The organism is Streptomyces sp. NPDC002476 (genome assembly GCF_042889785.1).
In the GTDB taxonomy this organism is placed as follows: domain Bacteria; phylum Actinomycetota; class Actinomycetes; order Streptomycetales; family Streptomycetaceae; genus Streptomyces.
Window position 1 is genome coordinate 1 of the sequence record NZ_JBIARH010000062.1, and the last position, 17630, is coordinate 17630.

The window sequence follows — 17630 nt, forward strand, 5'->3', positions numbered from 1 at the left end:
ACCATCCTGATTCACCGCCGAACCCCGCACCACCGCCCACACCCGATGACCCAACCGCCGCGCATCCGACAACCGCTCCAACACCAGCACACCGACGCCCTCGGACAGCGCCGTGCCGTCCGCCGCCTCGGCGAAGGACTTGGCGCGGCCGTCGGTGGCGAGGTTGCGCTGCCTGCTGAAGTCCACGAACGTGTCGACGGTCGACATCACGGACACGCCACCGGCCAGGGCCAGGCCGCACTCCCCCCGCCGCAGTGCCTGCGCCGCCAGGTGCAGCGCCACCAGCGACGAGGAACAGGCCGTGTCCACGGTGAGCGCCGGACCCTCCAGACCCAGGGTGTAGGCGATGCGGCCGGAGGCGATGCTCCCGAGGCTTCCGTTGCCGAGGTAGTCGCGTACGGCCTCGGGGACGTCGCGCAGCCTGCTGCCGTAGTCGTGGTACATCACCCCGGCGAAGACGCCGGTGCGGCTGCCGCGCACGGAGTGCGGGTCGATGCCGGCCCGTTCCAGCGCCTCCCAGGAGGCCTCCAGCAGCAGCCGCTGCTGCGGGTCCATGGCGAGGGCCTCGCGGGGGCCGATGCCGAAGAAGTCGTGGTCGAAGTCGGCGGCGTCGTAGAGGAATCCGCCCGCGCGGGTGGAGCAGTGGCCGGGCTTGCCGGGCTCCGGGTCGTACAGGGTGTCGAGGTTCCAGCCCCGGTCGTCGGGGAACGCGCCGATGCCGTCCACGCCGTCCGCGACGAGCCGCCACAGTTCCTCGGGCGTGGTGACGCCGCCGGGGTAGCGGCAGGCCATGCCGACGATCGCCACCGGCTCGTCCGGTTCGTAAGCCGCCCCGGGGACGACGGCACCGATCCCGGTGGAGACCTCGGCGTCCTCGGGGTCCGCGCCGAAGAGTTCCGTCTTCAGGTACCTGACCAGGGCCTCGGCGTCGGGGTGGTCGAAGACGAGGGTGGCGGGCAGCCGGAGGCCGACGGCGTTGCCGAGGCGGTTGCGCAGCTCGACTGCGGTCAGCGAGTCGAAACCGGCCTCGCGGAAGGAGCGGCGCGGGTCGAGCACCATGTCCGCGCCGTGCCCGAGGACGGCCGCGACATGGGTGCGGACCAGCTCCGTGAGCGCCGCGTCGCGTTCGGCGGCGCCGAGGGCTGCCAGCCGATCGGCGGCGGAGACGGCGGTGGCGCGGGAGGCCGCGGTACGACGGACGGGCGCGGGCACCAGAGCACGCAGCACGGCCGGGACGTCGTCGGCACCGCGCAGGGCGCGCGGGTCCAGGCCGACGGGCAGCAGCAGCGGTACGTCGGCGGCGAGCGCGGCGTCCAGCAGCCTCAGCCCCTCCTCGGTGGGCAGGGGCCGGACCCCGGCACGTGCCATGCGCTCCACGTCGGCGTCGGTGAGGTGGGCGGTCATCCCGGTGCGCTGCTCCCAGAAGCCCCAGGCGAGGGAGAGCGCGGGCAGGCCCTGGGCGGCGCGGTGGGCGGCCAGGCCGTCGAGGAAGGCGTTGGCGGCGGCGTACCCGGACTGGCCCGCGCCGTCGATCGTGCCCGCGGCCGAGGAGAAGAGGACGAACGCCGACAGGTCCAGGTCACGGGTCAGCTCGTGCAGGTTCCAGGCGGCGTCCGCCTTGGGCCGCAGGACGGCGTCCAGTCGCTCGGGGGTCTGATCGGTCACCAGTCCGTCGTCCAGGACTCCGGCGAGGTGGATCACCGCGGTCAGCGGGCGCTCCGCGGGCATGTCGGCCAGCAGCGCGGCCAGTTGGTCGCGTTCGGCGGCGTCGCAGCGGGCGACGACGACCTCGGTGCCGCGTTCGGCGAGATCGCCGAAGTCGTCGGAGGCGGTGCCGCTGCGGCCGGCCAGGACGAGACGGCGCACGCCGTGCTCGGTGGCCAGGTGCCGGGCGACCACGGCACCGAGCACTCCCGTGCCGCCGGTGATGAGCACGGTGCCATGAGGATCGAGCACGGTGCCGTGAGGATCCGGCGCGGGGCCGTCAAAAGCGGGTACGGCGGCCGTTCCCGGTACGGCGGCACGGGCCAGCCGGGGTACCCGTACGGTGCCCCCGCGCAGGGCCAGTTGCGGTTCGCCGCTCGCCGCGGCGGCGCGCACGGCCTCGGTGACCCGGTCGGTGGCGAAGACGCCCGGGCCGGAGGCACTTTCGCCGCCGCCGTCGTGGGCGACGGCGTCCACCAGGACGAAGCGGTCGGGGTGTTCGCCCTGGGCCGCCCGGACCAGGCCCCATACGGCGGCGCCCGCCAGGTCGGTGACGTCCTCCGCGCCGGTGGCGACCGCGCCGCCGGTCAGGACCACCAGCCGGGCCCCGGCCGTACGCTCGTCCGCCAGCCAGTCGCGCACGGCGGCGAGGACCCGCCCGGTCACCGCGCGCACCCCGCCCACCGGGTCGCCGCCGTCACCGCTCACCGGCAGGACCACCCAGTCCGGCACGGCGTCCGCCGCGGCCGTGCCCCGCTCGTCCAAAACGGCGTACGCGGGCGCGTCCACCACCGGTACGGGCAGCGCCTGCCAGCCCAGCCGGTACAGGTCGTCGTCCCGGACCGGGGAGGTCAGCGCCGCCGGGTCGACCGGCCTGGAGACCAGGGCCTCCACTGCGGCGACCGGCGCGCCGGTCGGGTCGGCCAGGTCCAGGGAGAGCGTGTCGCCGCCCCGGATGCGGACCCGCAGGGCGGCGGCCCCGGACGCGTACAACGACACGCCGGTCCAGACGAAGGGCAGCCGGGCCGTTGCCCGCGCGCCGGGGCCGTCGGTGTCCGGCGGGGCCGTGCGCAGGCCGTCGGCGTGCAGGGCCGCGTCGAACAGGGCCGGATGAAGGCCGAACGCACCTGCCTCACCGGGGAGTTCGACCTCGGCGAAGGTCTCGTCGCCACGCCGCCAGACCGCGCGCAGGCCCTGGAAGGCGGGCCCGTAGTCGTAGCCGAGCGCGGCCAGCGTGTCGTAGGCGTCGTCCACCGGCACCGGTTCCGCGCCCCGGGGCGGCCACTGCGCGAGGTCGAAGCCGGGCGGGGCGGTCCGCGGGGCGAGCAGCCCGGTGGCGTGTGCGGTCCACTCGATGTCGTCGGCGCCCTCAGGGCGGGAGTGGACGGTCAGCGCGCGGTGGCCGTCCTCGTCGGCGGCGGCCACGTGCACCTGGAACTGGACCGCCGCCCGGCCGGGCAGCATCAGTGGTGCCTGGAGGGTGAGTTCGGCGACGTGCCCGTACCCGAGCTCGTGGCCCGCGCTCAGCGCCAGCTCCACCAGCGCGGTGCCGGGCAGCAGGGGGGTGCCCGAGACCGCGTGGTCGGCCAGCCAGGGCGTGGTGGACACGGAGAGCCGGCCGGTGAACAGGGTGCCGCCCCCGGCGACCTGGACCGCCGCGCCCAGCAGCGGATGGGTGGTGGCCCGCAGCCCGGCGGCGGTGACGTCGCCGGAGACCGCGGACCGGCCCAGCCAGTAGCGCTCGCGCTGGAAGGGATACGTGGGCAGATCGGCGGCGCGCACCGGCATGCCCGTGAACACCGCCGACCAGTCGACCGGGACACCCGCCACGAACGCCTCGCCGAGCGAGGTGAGCAGGCGCTCGGCCCCGCCGTCGTCGCGGCGCAGCGAGCCCAGCCCGGTGACGGTCGCGCCCACGGCGTCGGCGGTCTCCTCGATGCTGTTCAGCAGCACCGGGTGCGGGCTGCACTCGACGAAGATCCCGTATCCGGAATCGAGCAGCGCCCGGGTGGTCGGCTCGAACAGCACGCTCCGGCGCAGGTTCGTGTACCAGTAGTCGGCGGTCAGCGCGGTGGTGTCCAGCACGGCGCCGGTGACGGTGGAGTAGAACGGTACGTCGGCCGCCCGCGCCCGTACGCCGGCGAGGTCGGCGAGCAGCCGTTCGCGGACCGACTCGACGTGGGCGCAGTGCGAGGCGTAGTCCACCGGCAGCCGCTTGGCCCGGCCGCCGTCCGCGACGATCGTCTCGCGCAGCGCGTCGAGTACGTCGGCGTCCCCGGAGAGCACCACCGACGAGGCGCCGTTGACCGCCGCCACGGCGACCCGCCCGTCGTGGGCGGCGACGAGTTCGCGCGCCCGGGACTCGGGCAGCGCCACCGACATCATGCCGCCGCGGCCGAAGGCGCCACGACCCGAACCTGTGGGCCCGGAGGCGGTGGGCCCGGAGGCGGTGGGCCCGGAGGCACCGCTCCCGGGAACGGCCCCGGAATCGGAGGGTCCGGAGAGCACTTCCGCGATGGCCCGGCTGCGCAGGGCCACCACGCGGGCCCCGTCGGACAGGCTCAGCGCGCCTGCCACGCACGCGGCGGCGATCTCGCCTTGGGAGTGGCCGATGACGGCGGCGGGCCGCACCCCGTGCGCACGCCACACCTCGGCCAGCGACACCATGATCGCCCACAGCGCGGGCTGGACCACGTCCACCCGCTCCATGGGGCGGCGTTCCCGCACGGTCTCGACGAGGTCCCAGTCGGTGAAGGGGGCGAGCGCCTCGGCGCAGTCGGCCATGGCCGCCGCGAACACCGGTGAACCGTCGAGCAGTTCGGCGGCCATGCCGGTCCACTGGGAGCCCTGCCCGGGGAAGACGAACGCGATGCGGGACTCCCCCGCCGGTGCGCCGCGCACCACGTCGGACGCCGGATCGTCCTCGGCCAGGGAGGCGAGCCGCGCGGTGATCGCGGCCGGGTCGGCGCCGACGACGACGGCCCGCCGGTCCAGGGCGGCGCGGGTGGTGGCCAGGGCGTAGGCGATGTCGGGGACGAGGTCGGCGCCGGTCTCCAGGTGGTCGAGGAGGCGGCGCGCCTGGGCGGCCAGGGCCGGTTCGTCCCGGGCGGAGAGCACCAGCGGCAGCGGCCGGTCCCGGACCGGTTCCTCGGTGCGGGGCTCGGGGTCGGGGACCGCCTCGACGACGACATGGGCGTTGGTGCCGGAGATGCCGAAGGAGGACACGGCGGCGCGGCGGGGCTCCCCCGTGTCCGGCCAGTCGCGGGCCTCGCCGAGCAGTTCGACGGCGCCGGACTCCCAGTCGACCCGGGTGGTGGGGTGTTCGGCGTGCAGCGTCCTCGGCAGTCTGCCGTGGCGCATGGCCATCACCATCTTGATGACGCCCGCGACCCCGGCGGCGGCCTGGGTGTGCCCGATGTTGGACTTGACCGAGCCCAGCCACAGCGGTTCGCCGGCCGACCGGTCCTGCCCGTACGTGGCGAGCAGCGCCTGCGCCTCGATGGGGTCGCCGAGCGGGGTGCCAGTGCCGTGCGCCTCCACGGCGTGCACCTGGCGGGGTTCCAGGCGGGCGTCGGCGAGCGCGGCGCGGATGACACGTTGCTGGGAGGGGCCGTTGGGCGCGGTCAGCCCGTTCGAGGCACCGTCCTGGTTGACGGCGGTGCCGCGGACGACGGCGAGGACGCGGTGGCCGTTGCGGCGGGCGTCGGAGAGCCGTTCCAGCAGGAGCATGCCGGCGCCCTCGCCCCAGCCGGTGCCGTCGGCGCCCTCGGCGAAGGACTTGCAGCGGCCGTCCAGGGCGAGCCCGCGCTGGCGGGAGAAGTCGATGAAGGTGTCCGGGGTGGACATCACGGTCACGCCCCCGGCCAGGGCGAGGGCGCACTCGCCGGTGCGCAGGGCCTGCACGGCCAGGTGGAGGGCGACCAGCGAGGAGGAGCAGGCGGTGTCGACGGTGACGGCGGGGCCCTCCAGGCCGAGCGTGTAGGAGACGCGGCCGGAGGCGACGCTGCCGAGGTTGCCGTTTCCGAGGTAGCCCTCGACGCCCTCCGGTACGTCGGTGAGCCAGCTGCCGTAGTCGTGGTACATCACCCCGGCGTAGATGCCGGTGCGGCTGCCGCGCAGGGCGTGCGGGTCGATGCCGCCGCGTTCGAACGCCTCCCAGGCGGTCTCCAGCAGCAGCCGCTGCTGCGGGTCCATGGCGAGGGCCTCGCGCGGGCTGATACCGAAGAAGCCCGGGTCGAACCGCGGCGCGTCGTGGAGAAATCCGCCCTCGCGCACATGGGTCCTGCCGGGGGCGTCGGGGTCGGGATCGTAGATGGCGTCGACGTCCCAGTCCCGGTCGTCCGGGAAGTCGCCCACGGCGTCCACTCCGGCATCGACCAGCTGCCACAGCTGTTCGGGCGTGCCGACGCCGCCGGGGTAGCGGCAGCTCATGGCGACGACGGCCACGGGCTCGTGCGCCGCTTCGGCGATCCGGTCGTTCTCTCGGCGCAGCCGCTCGTTCTCGAGCATGGCCTCGCGCAGCGCCTCGACGATCTGCTCGACGGATGTGTCCACGGTCGGTGTCGCTCCCTAGCTGACTCGGCGGCGCTGGTGACGCGGTGCGGGTGACGCGGTGCGGATGTGCGGTGCGGATGTGCGGTGCGGATGTGCGGTGACGCGCTGGAGGTGCTGCGGAGGTACGGCTGAGGTGCTCCGGCCGTACGGGGGCGGTCGTACGGGCCGGATGTACGGCCGGTACCGGACGCGGCGCGTGGTCCGCGCGGTCCGGCACCGGAGCGGTCTCACTCGGGGCTGGTGCGGTTCAGCGCGGCGCGCACCAGATCGGCCACGCCCATGGACCTGATGTCCATGACCCGGTCGGCGGCGGGCCCTACGGGCGGGGCCGGTTCGGACAGTCTCAGCAGTCCGTCGAGCAGTCCGGCGTCGCGGATACGCGCGATCGGGATGCGGCCGATGAGGGCCCGCACCTCGTCGTCGCCCCTCGGGTCGGCGGGTGCCGGACCGGTGCCGGTGCCGTCGTCCGGGGCGAGCCGTTCGAGCAGATGGCCCGCCAGCGCCACGGGAGTGGCGTAGTCGAAGACGAGCGTCGACGGCAGGCGCAGTCCGCTGATCGCGTTGAGCCGGTTGCGCAGTTCGACCGCGGCGAGCGAGTCGAATCCCAGCTCGGTGAAGGCGCGCCGAGGCCCGACCGCGGCGGGTCCGTCGTGGCCGAGGACGGCGGCGACCTCGGTACGGACGGCCTGAAGCACGGTGTGCTCGTGGTCGGCGGCGGGCAGGGCGGCCAGGCGCTCGCCGAGGCCGCGGGCCCGTTCGTCCCGTGCGGCGGAGGCGGTGACACCGGCCACGGTGCGCAGCACCGGGGGTACGTCGTCGCCCCGGCGGCGCAGCACGGCGGTGTCCAGCCGGACCGGCACGAGGGCGGGGCGGCCGGACGCCACGGCGGCGTCGAAGAGTTCGAGACCCTCGTCCGGGTCGAGGGCGCCGATGCCGGACCGTTCGATACGCCGGGCGCCGCTCTCGTCGAGGCCGGCTCCCATGCCGCCGCCGGCCCACAGGCCCCAGGCGAGGGAGAGCGCCGGCAGGCCCCGTGCGGCGCGGTGGGCTGCCAGGGCGTCGAGGAAGACGTTGGCGGCGGCGTAGTTGCCCTGGCCCGATGCGTCGATGGTGCCCGCTGCGGAGGAGAACAGCACGAAGTGGGACAGCGGCCGGTCGAGGGTCAGCTCGTGCAGGTGCCAGGCGGCGTCCGCCTTGGGGCGCAGGACCGTGTCCAGGCGTTCGGGGCCGAGCGAGGTGACCAGTCCGTCGTCCAGGACGCCCGCGGTGTGCACGACGCTGTCGACGGGGTGGGCGGCCAGCAGCGCGGCGAGCGCCGTACGGTCGGCGACGTCGCAGGCGACGACATCGGCGTGGGCGCCCAGGTCGGCCAGATCCGCGCGCAGTTCGTCGGCGCCCGGGGCGGCGGGTCCGCGACGGCCCGCCAGGACCAGGCGGGTGACGCCGTGCCGGGTCACCAGGTGCCGGGCCACCAGGGCGCCGAGTCCGCCGGTGCCGCCGGTGATCAGGACGGTGCCCCAGGGGCGCCCGGTGCGCGGCGCGTCCGGTTCCCCGGCGCGCACCAGGCGAGGGACGTGGGCGCGGCCGTCCCGCCACCGCACCTCCGGTTCACCGGAGTCGAGGACGGCGGCCAGCGCCGCGCGGTCCGGGACGGGGCTGCCGGGCCCGGTCCGGCCGACGAGGACGATCCGGCCCGGGTGTTCGGCCTGCGCGGCCCGCACCAGTCCGTGCACGGCGGCGTCGGCGAGGCTCCCCTCGGTGAGCACCAGCAGCGTGGAACCGGCCCGGCGTTCGTCGTCCAGCCAGGCCCGGAGGGTCGAGAGCGTCGTGTTCAGCGCGGTACGCACGGCCCCGGGCACCCGTACGCCGTCGGCGTCCCCGTCGGCGATGTCCGAGATGTGCACCGGAAGGACGACGACATCGGGTGTCGGGCCGTCGATCGCGGCCGGTTCGGGGTGGTGCGGGGCGCCGAGTCCGAGGTCGTCCGGGCCCAGCACGGCCCAGGTGCGGCGCTCGGGGCGGCCGGCGGACCCGGGGAGCGGTGCGTCCTCGACGACGTACAGGGAACGCTGCCGCCCGGTGAGCCGGTCGGCGGTGACGGGGCGGGTGACGTAGGACGCGACGGTGGCCAGCGGCCTGCCCTCGGTGTCCGTCAGATCGAGCCGGATGCCCTGCTCGCCCCGGGTGACGCGGACCCGGGCGGCTGTGCGGGAGGGGCCGGCCGTGCGGGACGGGGCGGTACGGGACGACGGCCGTCCGTGCACGGTGACGCCGGTCCAGGCGAACGGCAGGGCGATCGTGCCGTCCGGTACCGCGTCGCGGGCATCCGCGTCGGCGAGGGCGGTGGTGTGCAGGGCGGAGTCCAGCAGCGCGGGGTGCAGGGCGTGCCGGGCGGCGTCCTGCCGGGTGTCGGCGGGCAGTTCGAGTTCGGCGAGGACCGTGTCGCCGTGCCGCCAGGCGGCCCGTACACCCTGGAAGACGGGGCCGTAGTCGTAGCCCTCGCCGCGCAGCCGCTCGTAGAGGCCGTCGGTGTCGAGCGGCACGGCACCCGGCGGCGGCCAGGCGGCGGACGGGACGGAGGACGCGGGAGGTTCGGAGGCGGGGCCGGTGGCGGTGAGGGTGCCGGTGGCGTGCCGGGTCCAGCTCTCGTCCTCGGGCGCGTCGGCGGGCCGGGAGTGGATCTCCACACCGCCGTCGGGCCGGAGCGCGACCTGGATCCGTACGGCACCGTTCCCGGGCAGGGCCAGCGGGGCCTGGAGGGTGAGTTCCTCCAGCACCGGGCGTCCCGTCAACCCACCCGCGTACAGGGCGAGATCGACGAGGGCGGCGCCGGGCACCAGCACCGAGCCGAGCACGGCGTGCTGGGCGAGCGCCGGGTGGGTGGCGGTGGAGATCCGGCCGGTGAGCAGGGTTCCGCCGTCGCCCGGCAGGTCGAGGCGGGCGCTGACGAAGGGGTGGTCGACGGCCGCGAGACCGTGACCGGCGGCGTCGCCCTTGGCGGTGGCGGTGGACGTGGGCAGCCAGTAACGGCGGTGCTGGAAGGCGTAGGTGGGCAGCTCGACACAACGCCCGGGTTCGTCGCGACGCCCCGCTTCGACGTGACGCCCGGGTTCGTCGCGGTGCCCGGGAAGGCCGTCGTAGAGGACCGACCAGTCGACATCCGAACCGCGGGTGTGCACGGCGGCCAGGGCGGCCAGCAGACCGGGCACCTCGGCGGTGTCCTTGCGGGCGGTGGGGACGAACGCGGCCTCCTCGGCATCCGCGTCCGGGAGGCAGTCCGGGCCGAGGGCCGTCAGAACAGGGGCGGCGCCGAGTTCGAGGAAGGTGTCGGCGCCCTGCGCGGCCAGCGTCCCCACGGCGTCGGCGAAGCGGACGGTCTCCCGTACGTGCCGTACCCAGTAGTCGGCGGAGCCGAGTTCGGCGGCGGTGGCCCGGGCGCCGGTGAGGGTGGAGACGATCGGCAGGGCCGGTTCCCCGGCCGGCAGGGCGGCCATGATCCGGCGGAACTCGTCCAGCACGGGTTCCATGCGCGGCGAGTGGAAGGCGTGCGAGACGCGCAGTCGCCGGGTGGTGGCGAAGTGCGCGGCGACGGCGGCGACGGCGTCCTCGTCCCCGGAGACGACCACGGCGCGCGGGCCGTTGACCGCGGCGAGGTCGCACCGTTCGTCCAGCAGCGGCCGCACCTCCTCCTCGGCGGCCTGGACGGCGGTCATCGCACCGCCCTCCGGCAGCGCCTGCATGAGCCTGCCGCGCGCCGCGACGGCGGTGACGGCGTCCCGGAGCGACCACACACCGGCGACGTGCGCGGCGGCGAACTCGCCGACGGAGTGGCCGGCCAGCCAGTCGGGCCGCAGCCCGAAGGACTCCAGCAGCCGATAGAGGGCGACCTGGGTGGTGAAGAGGGCGGCCTGGGTGTAGGCGGTCCGTTCCAGTACCTCGGGGTGGTCGCCGAGGACCACTTCGGCGAGCGGCCGTTCCAGGTGCTCGGCGAAGAGTTCGGCCGTGCGGTCGAAGTGCTCGGCGTAGACCGGGAAGGTGCCGTACCAGTCCCGGCCCATGCCGGGCCGCTGGGCGCCCTGCCCGGAGAACAGACAGGCCAGGGTGCCGTCGGTGACGGAACCGCTGACGAGCAGGCCGGGTGCCTCGTGCCCGTGGGCGAGGGCGTCCAGGCCCTCGTCGACCCGCCGTTCGTCGGTGGCGAGGACGACGGCGCGGTACGGGTGGGTGGTGCGGGTGGTGGTGAGGGCGAGGCCGAGTTCGGCGGCTGCGGTGCCGTTCAGTTCCCGCAGGCGGGCCGCCTGGCCGCGCAGGGCCTCGGGCGAGCGGGCGGAGACCGGAAGGGCGAGTACGGGCGGCGTGGCGAGTGGGTGCGCTCCCGCACCGTCGTGCCCGTCGGCGTCCGGACCGGCGGTCCGCGGCCCCGTCCCGGCCGGCTCCCCCTCGAACTCCTCGAACTCCTCGAACTCCTCAAGAATGACATGGGCGTTGGTGCCGCTGATCCCGAACGAGGACACCCCCGCCCGGCGCGGACGGTCCGCCGCCCCCGGCCAGGGCCGCTCCTCCGTGAGCAGGCGTACCGCGCCCGCCGCCCAGTCGACCTGGGGGGAGGGCGTGTCGACGTGCAGGGTGCGGGGCAGGGTGCCGTGCCGCATCGCCATGACCATCTTGATGATTCCGGCGACCCCGGCGGCGGCCTGGGTGTGGCCCATGTTCGACTTGACGGAGCCGAGCCAGAGGGGTTCGGCGCCCGGCCGGTCCTGGCCGTACGTGGCCAGCAGCGCCTGTGCCTCGATCGGGTCGCCGAGGGTGGTGCCGGTGCCGTGCGCCTCGACCGCGTCGACATCGGCCGGGGCGAGACGGGCGGCCGCGAGCGCGGCACGGATGACGCGCTGCTGGGAGGGGCCGTTGGGGGCGGTCAGCCCGTTGGACGCGCCGTCGGAGTTGACGGCGGAACCGCGGACCGCGGCCAGGACCCGGTGGCCGTTGCGGCGGGCGTCGGAGAGCCGTTCGACGACGAGCATGCCGACGCCCTCGCCCCAGCCGGTGCCGTCGGCCGCCGCGGCAAACGACTTGCAGCGGCCGTCGGCGGCCAGACCGCGTTGCCGGGAGAAGTCGACGAAGGTGTCCGGGGTGGACATGACGGTGACACCGCCGACCAGCGCCAGGTCGCACTCGCCCTGCCGGAGCGCCTGCGCGGCCAGGTGCAGGGTGACCAGCGAGGAGGAGCAGGCGGTGTCGACGGTGACGGCCGGGCCCTCCAGCCCCAGGGCGTACGCGACCCGGCCGGAGACGACGCTGCCCAGGCTGCCGTTGCCGAGGTAGGCGGCGAGGTCGTCCGGCACCTCGGTCAGCCAGCTGCCGTAGTCGTGGTACATGACGCCCGCGAACACACCTGTGCGCGAGCCGCGCAGCGCCGCCGGATCGATGGCGGAACGCTCCAGCGCCTCCCAGGACACCTCCAGCAGCAGCCGCTGCTGCGGGTCCATGGCGACCGCCTCGCGCGGGCTGATGCCGAAGAAATCGGCGTCGAAGTCGGCCGCGTCGTAAAGGAAGGCGCCTTCCCGGGTGTAGGTGCGGCCGGGGGTGCCGGGCTCGGGGTCGTACAGCGCCTCGGTTTCCCAGCCGCGGTCGGCCGGGAAGGGACCGACCGTGTCGACGCCGTCGGCGACGAGCCGCCACAGGTCCTCCGGGGAGCGCACTCCGCCCGGGTACCGGCAGCTCATGCCGACGATGACGATCGGGTCGTCGCCGTCGGCGGGGCGCCGCCCGGTGGCGGTGGGCGCGGGCTCCGCCGACGACCGCTCGGCAGCACCGAAGAGGGTGTCGTGCATGTGATCGGCGAGAGCGCGCGAGGTGGGGTGGTCGAAGACGAGGGTGGCGGGCAGGCGCAGCCCGGTCACGGTGTTGAGCCGGTTGCGCAGTTCGACGGCGGCCAGCGAGTCGAAGCCGAGTTCGGTGAAGGCCCGTCCGGGGTCGATGGCGGAGGGGGCGTCGTACCGCAGCACCGCCGCGACCTCGGTGCGTACCAGGTTCAGCAGGGCGCGTTCGCGCTCGGCGGCGGGCAGTGCCTCCAGTCCTTCCTTCTCCCGGTGGGGCTCGGAGGCGGCGGCCCGGCGGGTGACGGGCCGGACGAGGGCACTGAGCAGCGGCGGTACGCCGTCGGGGCGGCGGCGCACGACGGGGGCGTCGATCCGTACGGGGACGAGGTGGGGCCGGTCGGAGCGTACGGCCGCGTCGAAGAGGCGCAGCGATTCCTCGGCGGACAGTCCCGGTACACCGGTGGCGGCCACGCGTTCCAGGGCGGCGGTGTCCAGGGCGGCGCCCATACCGGTGCCGGTGTCCCACAGGCCCCAGGCGAGGGCCGTGGCCGGCAGCCCGCGGGCCGCGCGATGGGCGGCGAGCGCGTCCACATAGGCGTTGGCGGCCGCGTAGTTGCCCTGGCCCGGCCCGTCGAGGACGGCGGCGAGCGAGGAGAACAGCACGAAGTGGGAGAGTTCCCGGCCGAGAGTGAGTTCGTGCAGGTGCCAGGCGCCCGCCGCCTTGGCGTGGAAGACCTCGTCGACCATGGCGTCGGTGAGGCTCTCCACGATGCCGTCGCGCACGGTGCCCGCGGCGTGGATCACGGAGTCGACGGGGTGGCGGTCCAGCAGGACGCGCAGTGCCTCCCGGTCGCCGACGTCGCAGGCGGCGACCGTCGTCTCGGCACCGAGCGCGGCCAGTTCGGCGCGCAGGCCGGACGCGTGGCCGCGACGGCCGACGAGCACCAGTCGGCGCACGCCGTGGGCACGCACCAGGTGGCGTGCGAGCAGGGCGCCGAGTCCGCCGGTGCCACCGGTGATGAGGACCGTCCCCCAGTCGGCGTCGTGCCGGGGCCGGGCGGCCGGTTCGGCGGCCAGCCGGGACACGGCGAACCGCCCGTCGGCGAGGGAGAGTTCGGGTTCGCCGGTGGCGAGCACCCGGCGGAGTTCGGGCTCGGAGGGCAGGGAGTCGTGCTCGACGAGGACGTAGCGGCCGGGGTTCTCCGCCTGGGCGGATCGGACCAGTCCGCGCACCCCGGCGTGCGCGGGGCTGTCGGGCGGGGTGACGACCACGAGGCGGGTGCCGGCCAGCCGTTCGTCGGACTGCCAGACGCGCAGCAGGCGCAGCGCCCGCAGGACGTGGGCGCGCGCGTCGTCGGCGTCGGCCTCCGGCGGACCGGCCGGGCGGTGCACCACGGCGTCCAGTGCGGGGCCGTCGAGCAGCGCGTCCAGGGCTCGGGCGAGGGTGTCCGCGACGGCGTCCTCGCGCGGTGCGCCGTCCGCGCCCGGGGCATCGGCCGTGCCGCGGCCCTCGCCGTCGCGCGGCACGTCGTTCGCGGCCGGGGCGGCGCCGAGAACGGCGATGCGCAGGGGAGCGGCGGTCGTCGGCCGGGGGTACGGGGTCCACCGCACGGCGTGGAGGACGTCGTCGTCCGGTACGGGCAGGGAGGTCATGCCATCGATGTCGGCCACCGGAGCGCCGGTGGCGTCGGCGAGGCGCAGGGCGAGGGTGTCGTCGCCGGTGCGGGTGATCCGTACCCGCAGCGCGGTGGCGCCGGTGGCGTGCAGGCGGACGCCGGTCCAGGCGAACGGCAGCAGCAGCCCGTCGCGCGGCGGGGTGCCGAGATCGGCGGCGTGCAGCGCGGCGTCCAGCAGCGCGGGGTGGATCCCGAAGTGCGTGGCGTCGGCGGCGGCGTCCCCGGACAGGGCGACCTCGGCGTAGACGTGCTCGCCGTGCCGCCAGGCGGCGCGCAGGGCCTGGAACGCGGGTCCGTAGGCGTAACCCTGCTCGGCCAGGTCGGCGTAGGCCCCGGTGACGTCGAGGGCTTCGGCCCCGGACGGCGGCCATTCCTCCGACGCGCCGCTGTCCGATCCGCCGCCGTCCGCTCGGCCGCCGTGCGACGCGGCGGCACCCGGTACGGCGGTGTCGGTGAGCGTGCCCGCCGCGTGCCGGGTCCAGGGGGCGCCGTCGGCGGCGCGCGAGTGGACGGTGACGGTACGCCGCCCGGTGTCGTCGGGTTCGCCGACGGCCACCTGGACGGCGACGTCCTCGTCCGGGGCCAGGACCAGCGGTGCGCCGAGGGTGAGTTCCTCCAGGACGGTGGCGCCGGCATGGTCGCCGGCCCGCAGGGCGAGTTCGACGAAGGCGGTGCCGGGCATCAGCACGCGCCCGGCGATGACGTGGTCCGCGAGCCAGGGACGGGTACGGGAGGAGAGCCGCCCGGTCAGCACGACGCCCTCCGCCCCGACCGCCACCGCCGCCGCCAGCAGCGGGTGCCCGGCGGCGACCTGGCCGAGTCCGGCCGCGTCCACGGGAGCGCCCGGCTCCAGCCAGAAACGGCGCCGCTGGAAGGGGTAGCCGGGCAGTTCGACGCGGTGGGCGGGCTCCCCCGCGAAGTGCCGCGCCCAGTCGACGGGGACACCCCGGGCGTGCGCGGCGGCGAGCGCGGAGACGGCCTCGCGCGCCTCGGGCCGCTCGCGCCGCAGCACCGGGAGGAAGACGGTGCCCGGCGCGTCGTTCGCGTCGAGGCAGTCCGGGCCCATCGCTGACAGCACCGCGTCCGGCCCGACCTCCAGGAACGTCCGTACCCCGGCCTCGGCGAGCCACCGCACGGCGTCGTGGAAACGGACCCGGGCCCGGACGTGCTCCACCCAGTACTCCGGGTCGCGCAGTTCGCCGCCGACGGGGCCGCCGGTCACGGTGGACACCACCGGCACGGTGGGTTCGGCGTAGTCCAGCACCCGTACGACCCGGCGGAACTCGTCCAGCATCGGTTCCATCAGCGGCGAGTGGAAGGCGCGGCCGACGCGCAGGCGCTTGGTGTCGTGCCCGCGCGCGGCGAGTTCGCCCGCGATGCGCTCCACGTCGTCCGCGTCGCCGGAGACGACGACGGATGCGGGCCCGTTCACGGCGGCGATGCCGGTGCGCGGGGTGAGGAGCGGCGCGACCTCGTCCTCGGCGGCGCGTACGGCGACCATGGCGCCGCCCTCGGGCAGTGCCTGCATGAGACGGCCCCGCGCGGCGACCAGGATGGTGGCGTCCTGAAGGGTGAGGACCCCGGCCGCGTGGGCTGCGGCGATCTCGCCGACGGAGTGCCCGGCGAGGTGGTCCGGGCGCAGCCCCCAGCTCTCCAGCAGCCGGTACAGGGCGACTTCGACGGCGAAAAGGGCCGGTTGCGCGTACTCGGTGCGGTGCAGGAGCTCCGCCTCGGGTGTGCCCGGACCGGCGAACAGCACGTCCTTCAGGGGGTGCGGGAGCTGGAGGTCGAAGTGGGCGCAGACGTCGTCGAGGGCGTCGGCGAACTCGGGGTAAACGGCGGCGAGTTCGCGGCCCATGCCGGGGCGCTGGCTGCCCTGTCCGGTGAACAGGAGGCCGAGCTCGCCGGGTGCCCGTCCGGCGGGCGGGACGGTGCCGGAGGCGAGGCCGGTGAGCGCCTCGCGCAGTTCGGCGCGGTCGGCGGCGACGAGGACGGCCCGGTCGGGCAGGGCGGCGCGGGTGGTGGCGAGGGCGCGCGCGAGGTCGGCGGGTTCCGCGCTGTCGACGAGCGGCAGCAGATCGGCGGCGCGGGCGCGCAGGGCGGCCGTACCGCGCGCGGACAGCGGGAAGGGCAGCGGAACGGGAACGGCCGGGGGCCGGGGCGGGGGTACCGCCCCCTCGGAACAGTCCTCGGGCTCGGCCTGCTCCAGGATGACGTGCGCGTTGGTTCCGCTGACGCCGAAGGAGGAGACCCCGGCCCGGCGCGGGTGGCCGGTGTCCGGCCAGGTCCGCGCCTCGGTGACGAGTTCCACGTCGCCGGAGGACCAGTCGATGTGCGGGCTGGGGGCGTCGACGTGCAGGGTCGCGGGCACCTGGCCGTGCCGCATGGCGAGGATGGCCTTGATCATTCCGGCCACGCCGGCGGCGGCCTGGGTGTGGCCCAGGTTGGACTTGACCGAGCCGAGCAGCAGGGGCGCCCCGGCCGGGCGGCCCTGCCCGTAGGTGGCGAGCAGCGCGGTCGCCTCGATGGGGTCCCCGAGCCGGGTGCCCGTACCGTGCGCCTCGACCAGGTCGATGTCGGCGGCGGTGAGCCCCGCCTCGGCCAGTGCCCGGCGGATCAGCCGTTGCTGGGAGAGGCCGTTGGGGGCGGTGAGGCCGTTGGACGCGCCGTCCTGGTTGACGGCGGAGGCCCGGACGACGGCGAGGACGTGGTGTCCGTTGCGGCGGGCGTCGGAGAGCCGTTCCAGGACGAGGACACCGACGCCCTCGCCGAAACCGGTGCCGTCCGCGGCGGCGGCGAACGCCTTGCAGCGGCCGTCCGCGGACAGGCCGCGCTGTCTGCTGAACGCGGTGAAGACGCCGGGGCCGCCCATCACGGCCACGCCCCCGGCGAGCGCCAGCGAGGATTCGCCCTGCCGCAGCGAGCGGCAGGCCAGGTGGACGGCGACCAGGGAAGCGGAGCACGCGGTGTCGACGGTGACCGCCGGTCCCTCGGTGCCCAGCACGTAGGCGACCCGGCCGGAGATGACGCTGGAGGCGTTGCCGGCCAGCAGATGGGCGTCGAGGCCGTCCGGGGCGTCGTGCAGGCGCGGCCCGTACTCCTGGACCTCGGCGCCGAAGAACATGCCGGCCGGGGTGCGGCGCAGCGCGGCGGGGTCGATGCCCGCGTCCTCCAGGGCGCGCCAGGACGTCTCCAGGACCAGGCGCTGCTGCGGGTCCATGGCGAGGGCCTCGCGCGGGCTGATGCCGAAGAAATCGGCGTCGAAGTCGGTGGCCGTGTCGAGGAATCCGCCGGCGCGGGCGTAGGAGCTGCCGGGCACCTCGGGGTCGTCGTGGAAGAGGCGTTCCAGGTCCCAGCCCCGGTCGTGCGGGAAGCCGGACAGGACCTCGCCGCCCTCGCTCAGCAGCCGCCACAGTCCGGCCGGGGTGTCGATGCCGCCGGGGAACCGGCAGCCGATACCGACGACGGCCACGGGTTCGTCGGCGGGACCGGCACCGCCCGGTGCCTCCGACCAGCCGTCCGGAAGGCCGTCCGCGAGGCCCTGGGCACCCATGCCCCGGGCACCGGCGAGCAGCCGGTCGGCCAGGTCGGGCAGGGTGGGACAGTCATAGGCGAGGCCGACCGGCAGGTCGAGGCCGGTCCGTTCGGTCAGCCGCCGGTGCAGGTCGATCGCCGCGAGCGAGTCGAGCCCCTGTTCCGCCAGCGGGACGGACGCGTCCAGGGGGTGCGGGGTGCCCGGCCGGGCCGCCTGGATCGCCTCCGCCACGGCGGTGCGTACCAGCTCCGTGACCAGGGTGCGGTGGCGCGACGGTACGGACGTGGCGAGCAGTCGTGCCAGGGCTGATTCGGAACCGGGCCCGTTCATCCACGCGTCTCC

At 75.7% G+C, this 17630-nt stretch carries 2 protein-coding genes; both read right to left on the reverse strand.

The window, feature by feature from the left end; all coding sequences use genetic code 11:
* Positions 1-6258: SDR family NAD(P)-dependent oxidoreductase (locus ACFYXM_RS34655; protein ID WP_389295513.1), on the reverse strand; the 6258-nt coding region annotated here is incomplete at its 3' end.
* A 227-nt stretch (positions 6259-6485) separates the two neighbouring features.
* Positions 6486-17618 carry a type I polyketide synthase gene (locus tag ACFYXM_RS34660; RefSeq protein ID WP_389295516.1) on the reverse strand — a complete coding sequence of 3711 codons (11133 nt, stop codon included), beginning with the start codon at positions 17616-17618 and terminating at the stop codon, positions 6486-6488.
* Between the last annotated feature and the right edge of the window lie 12 nt (positions 17619-17630).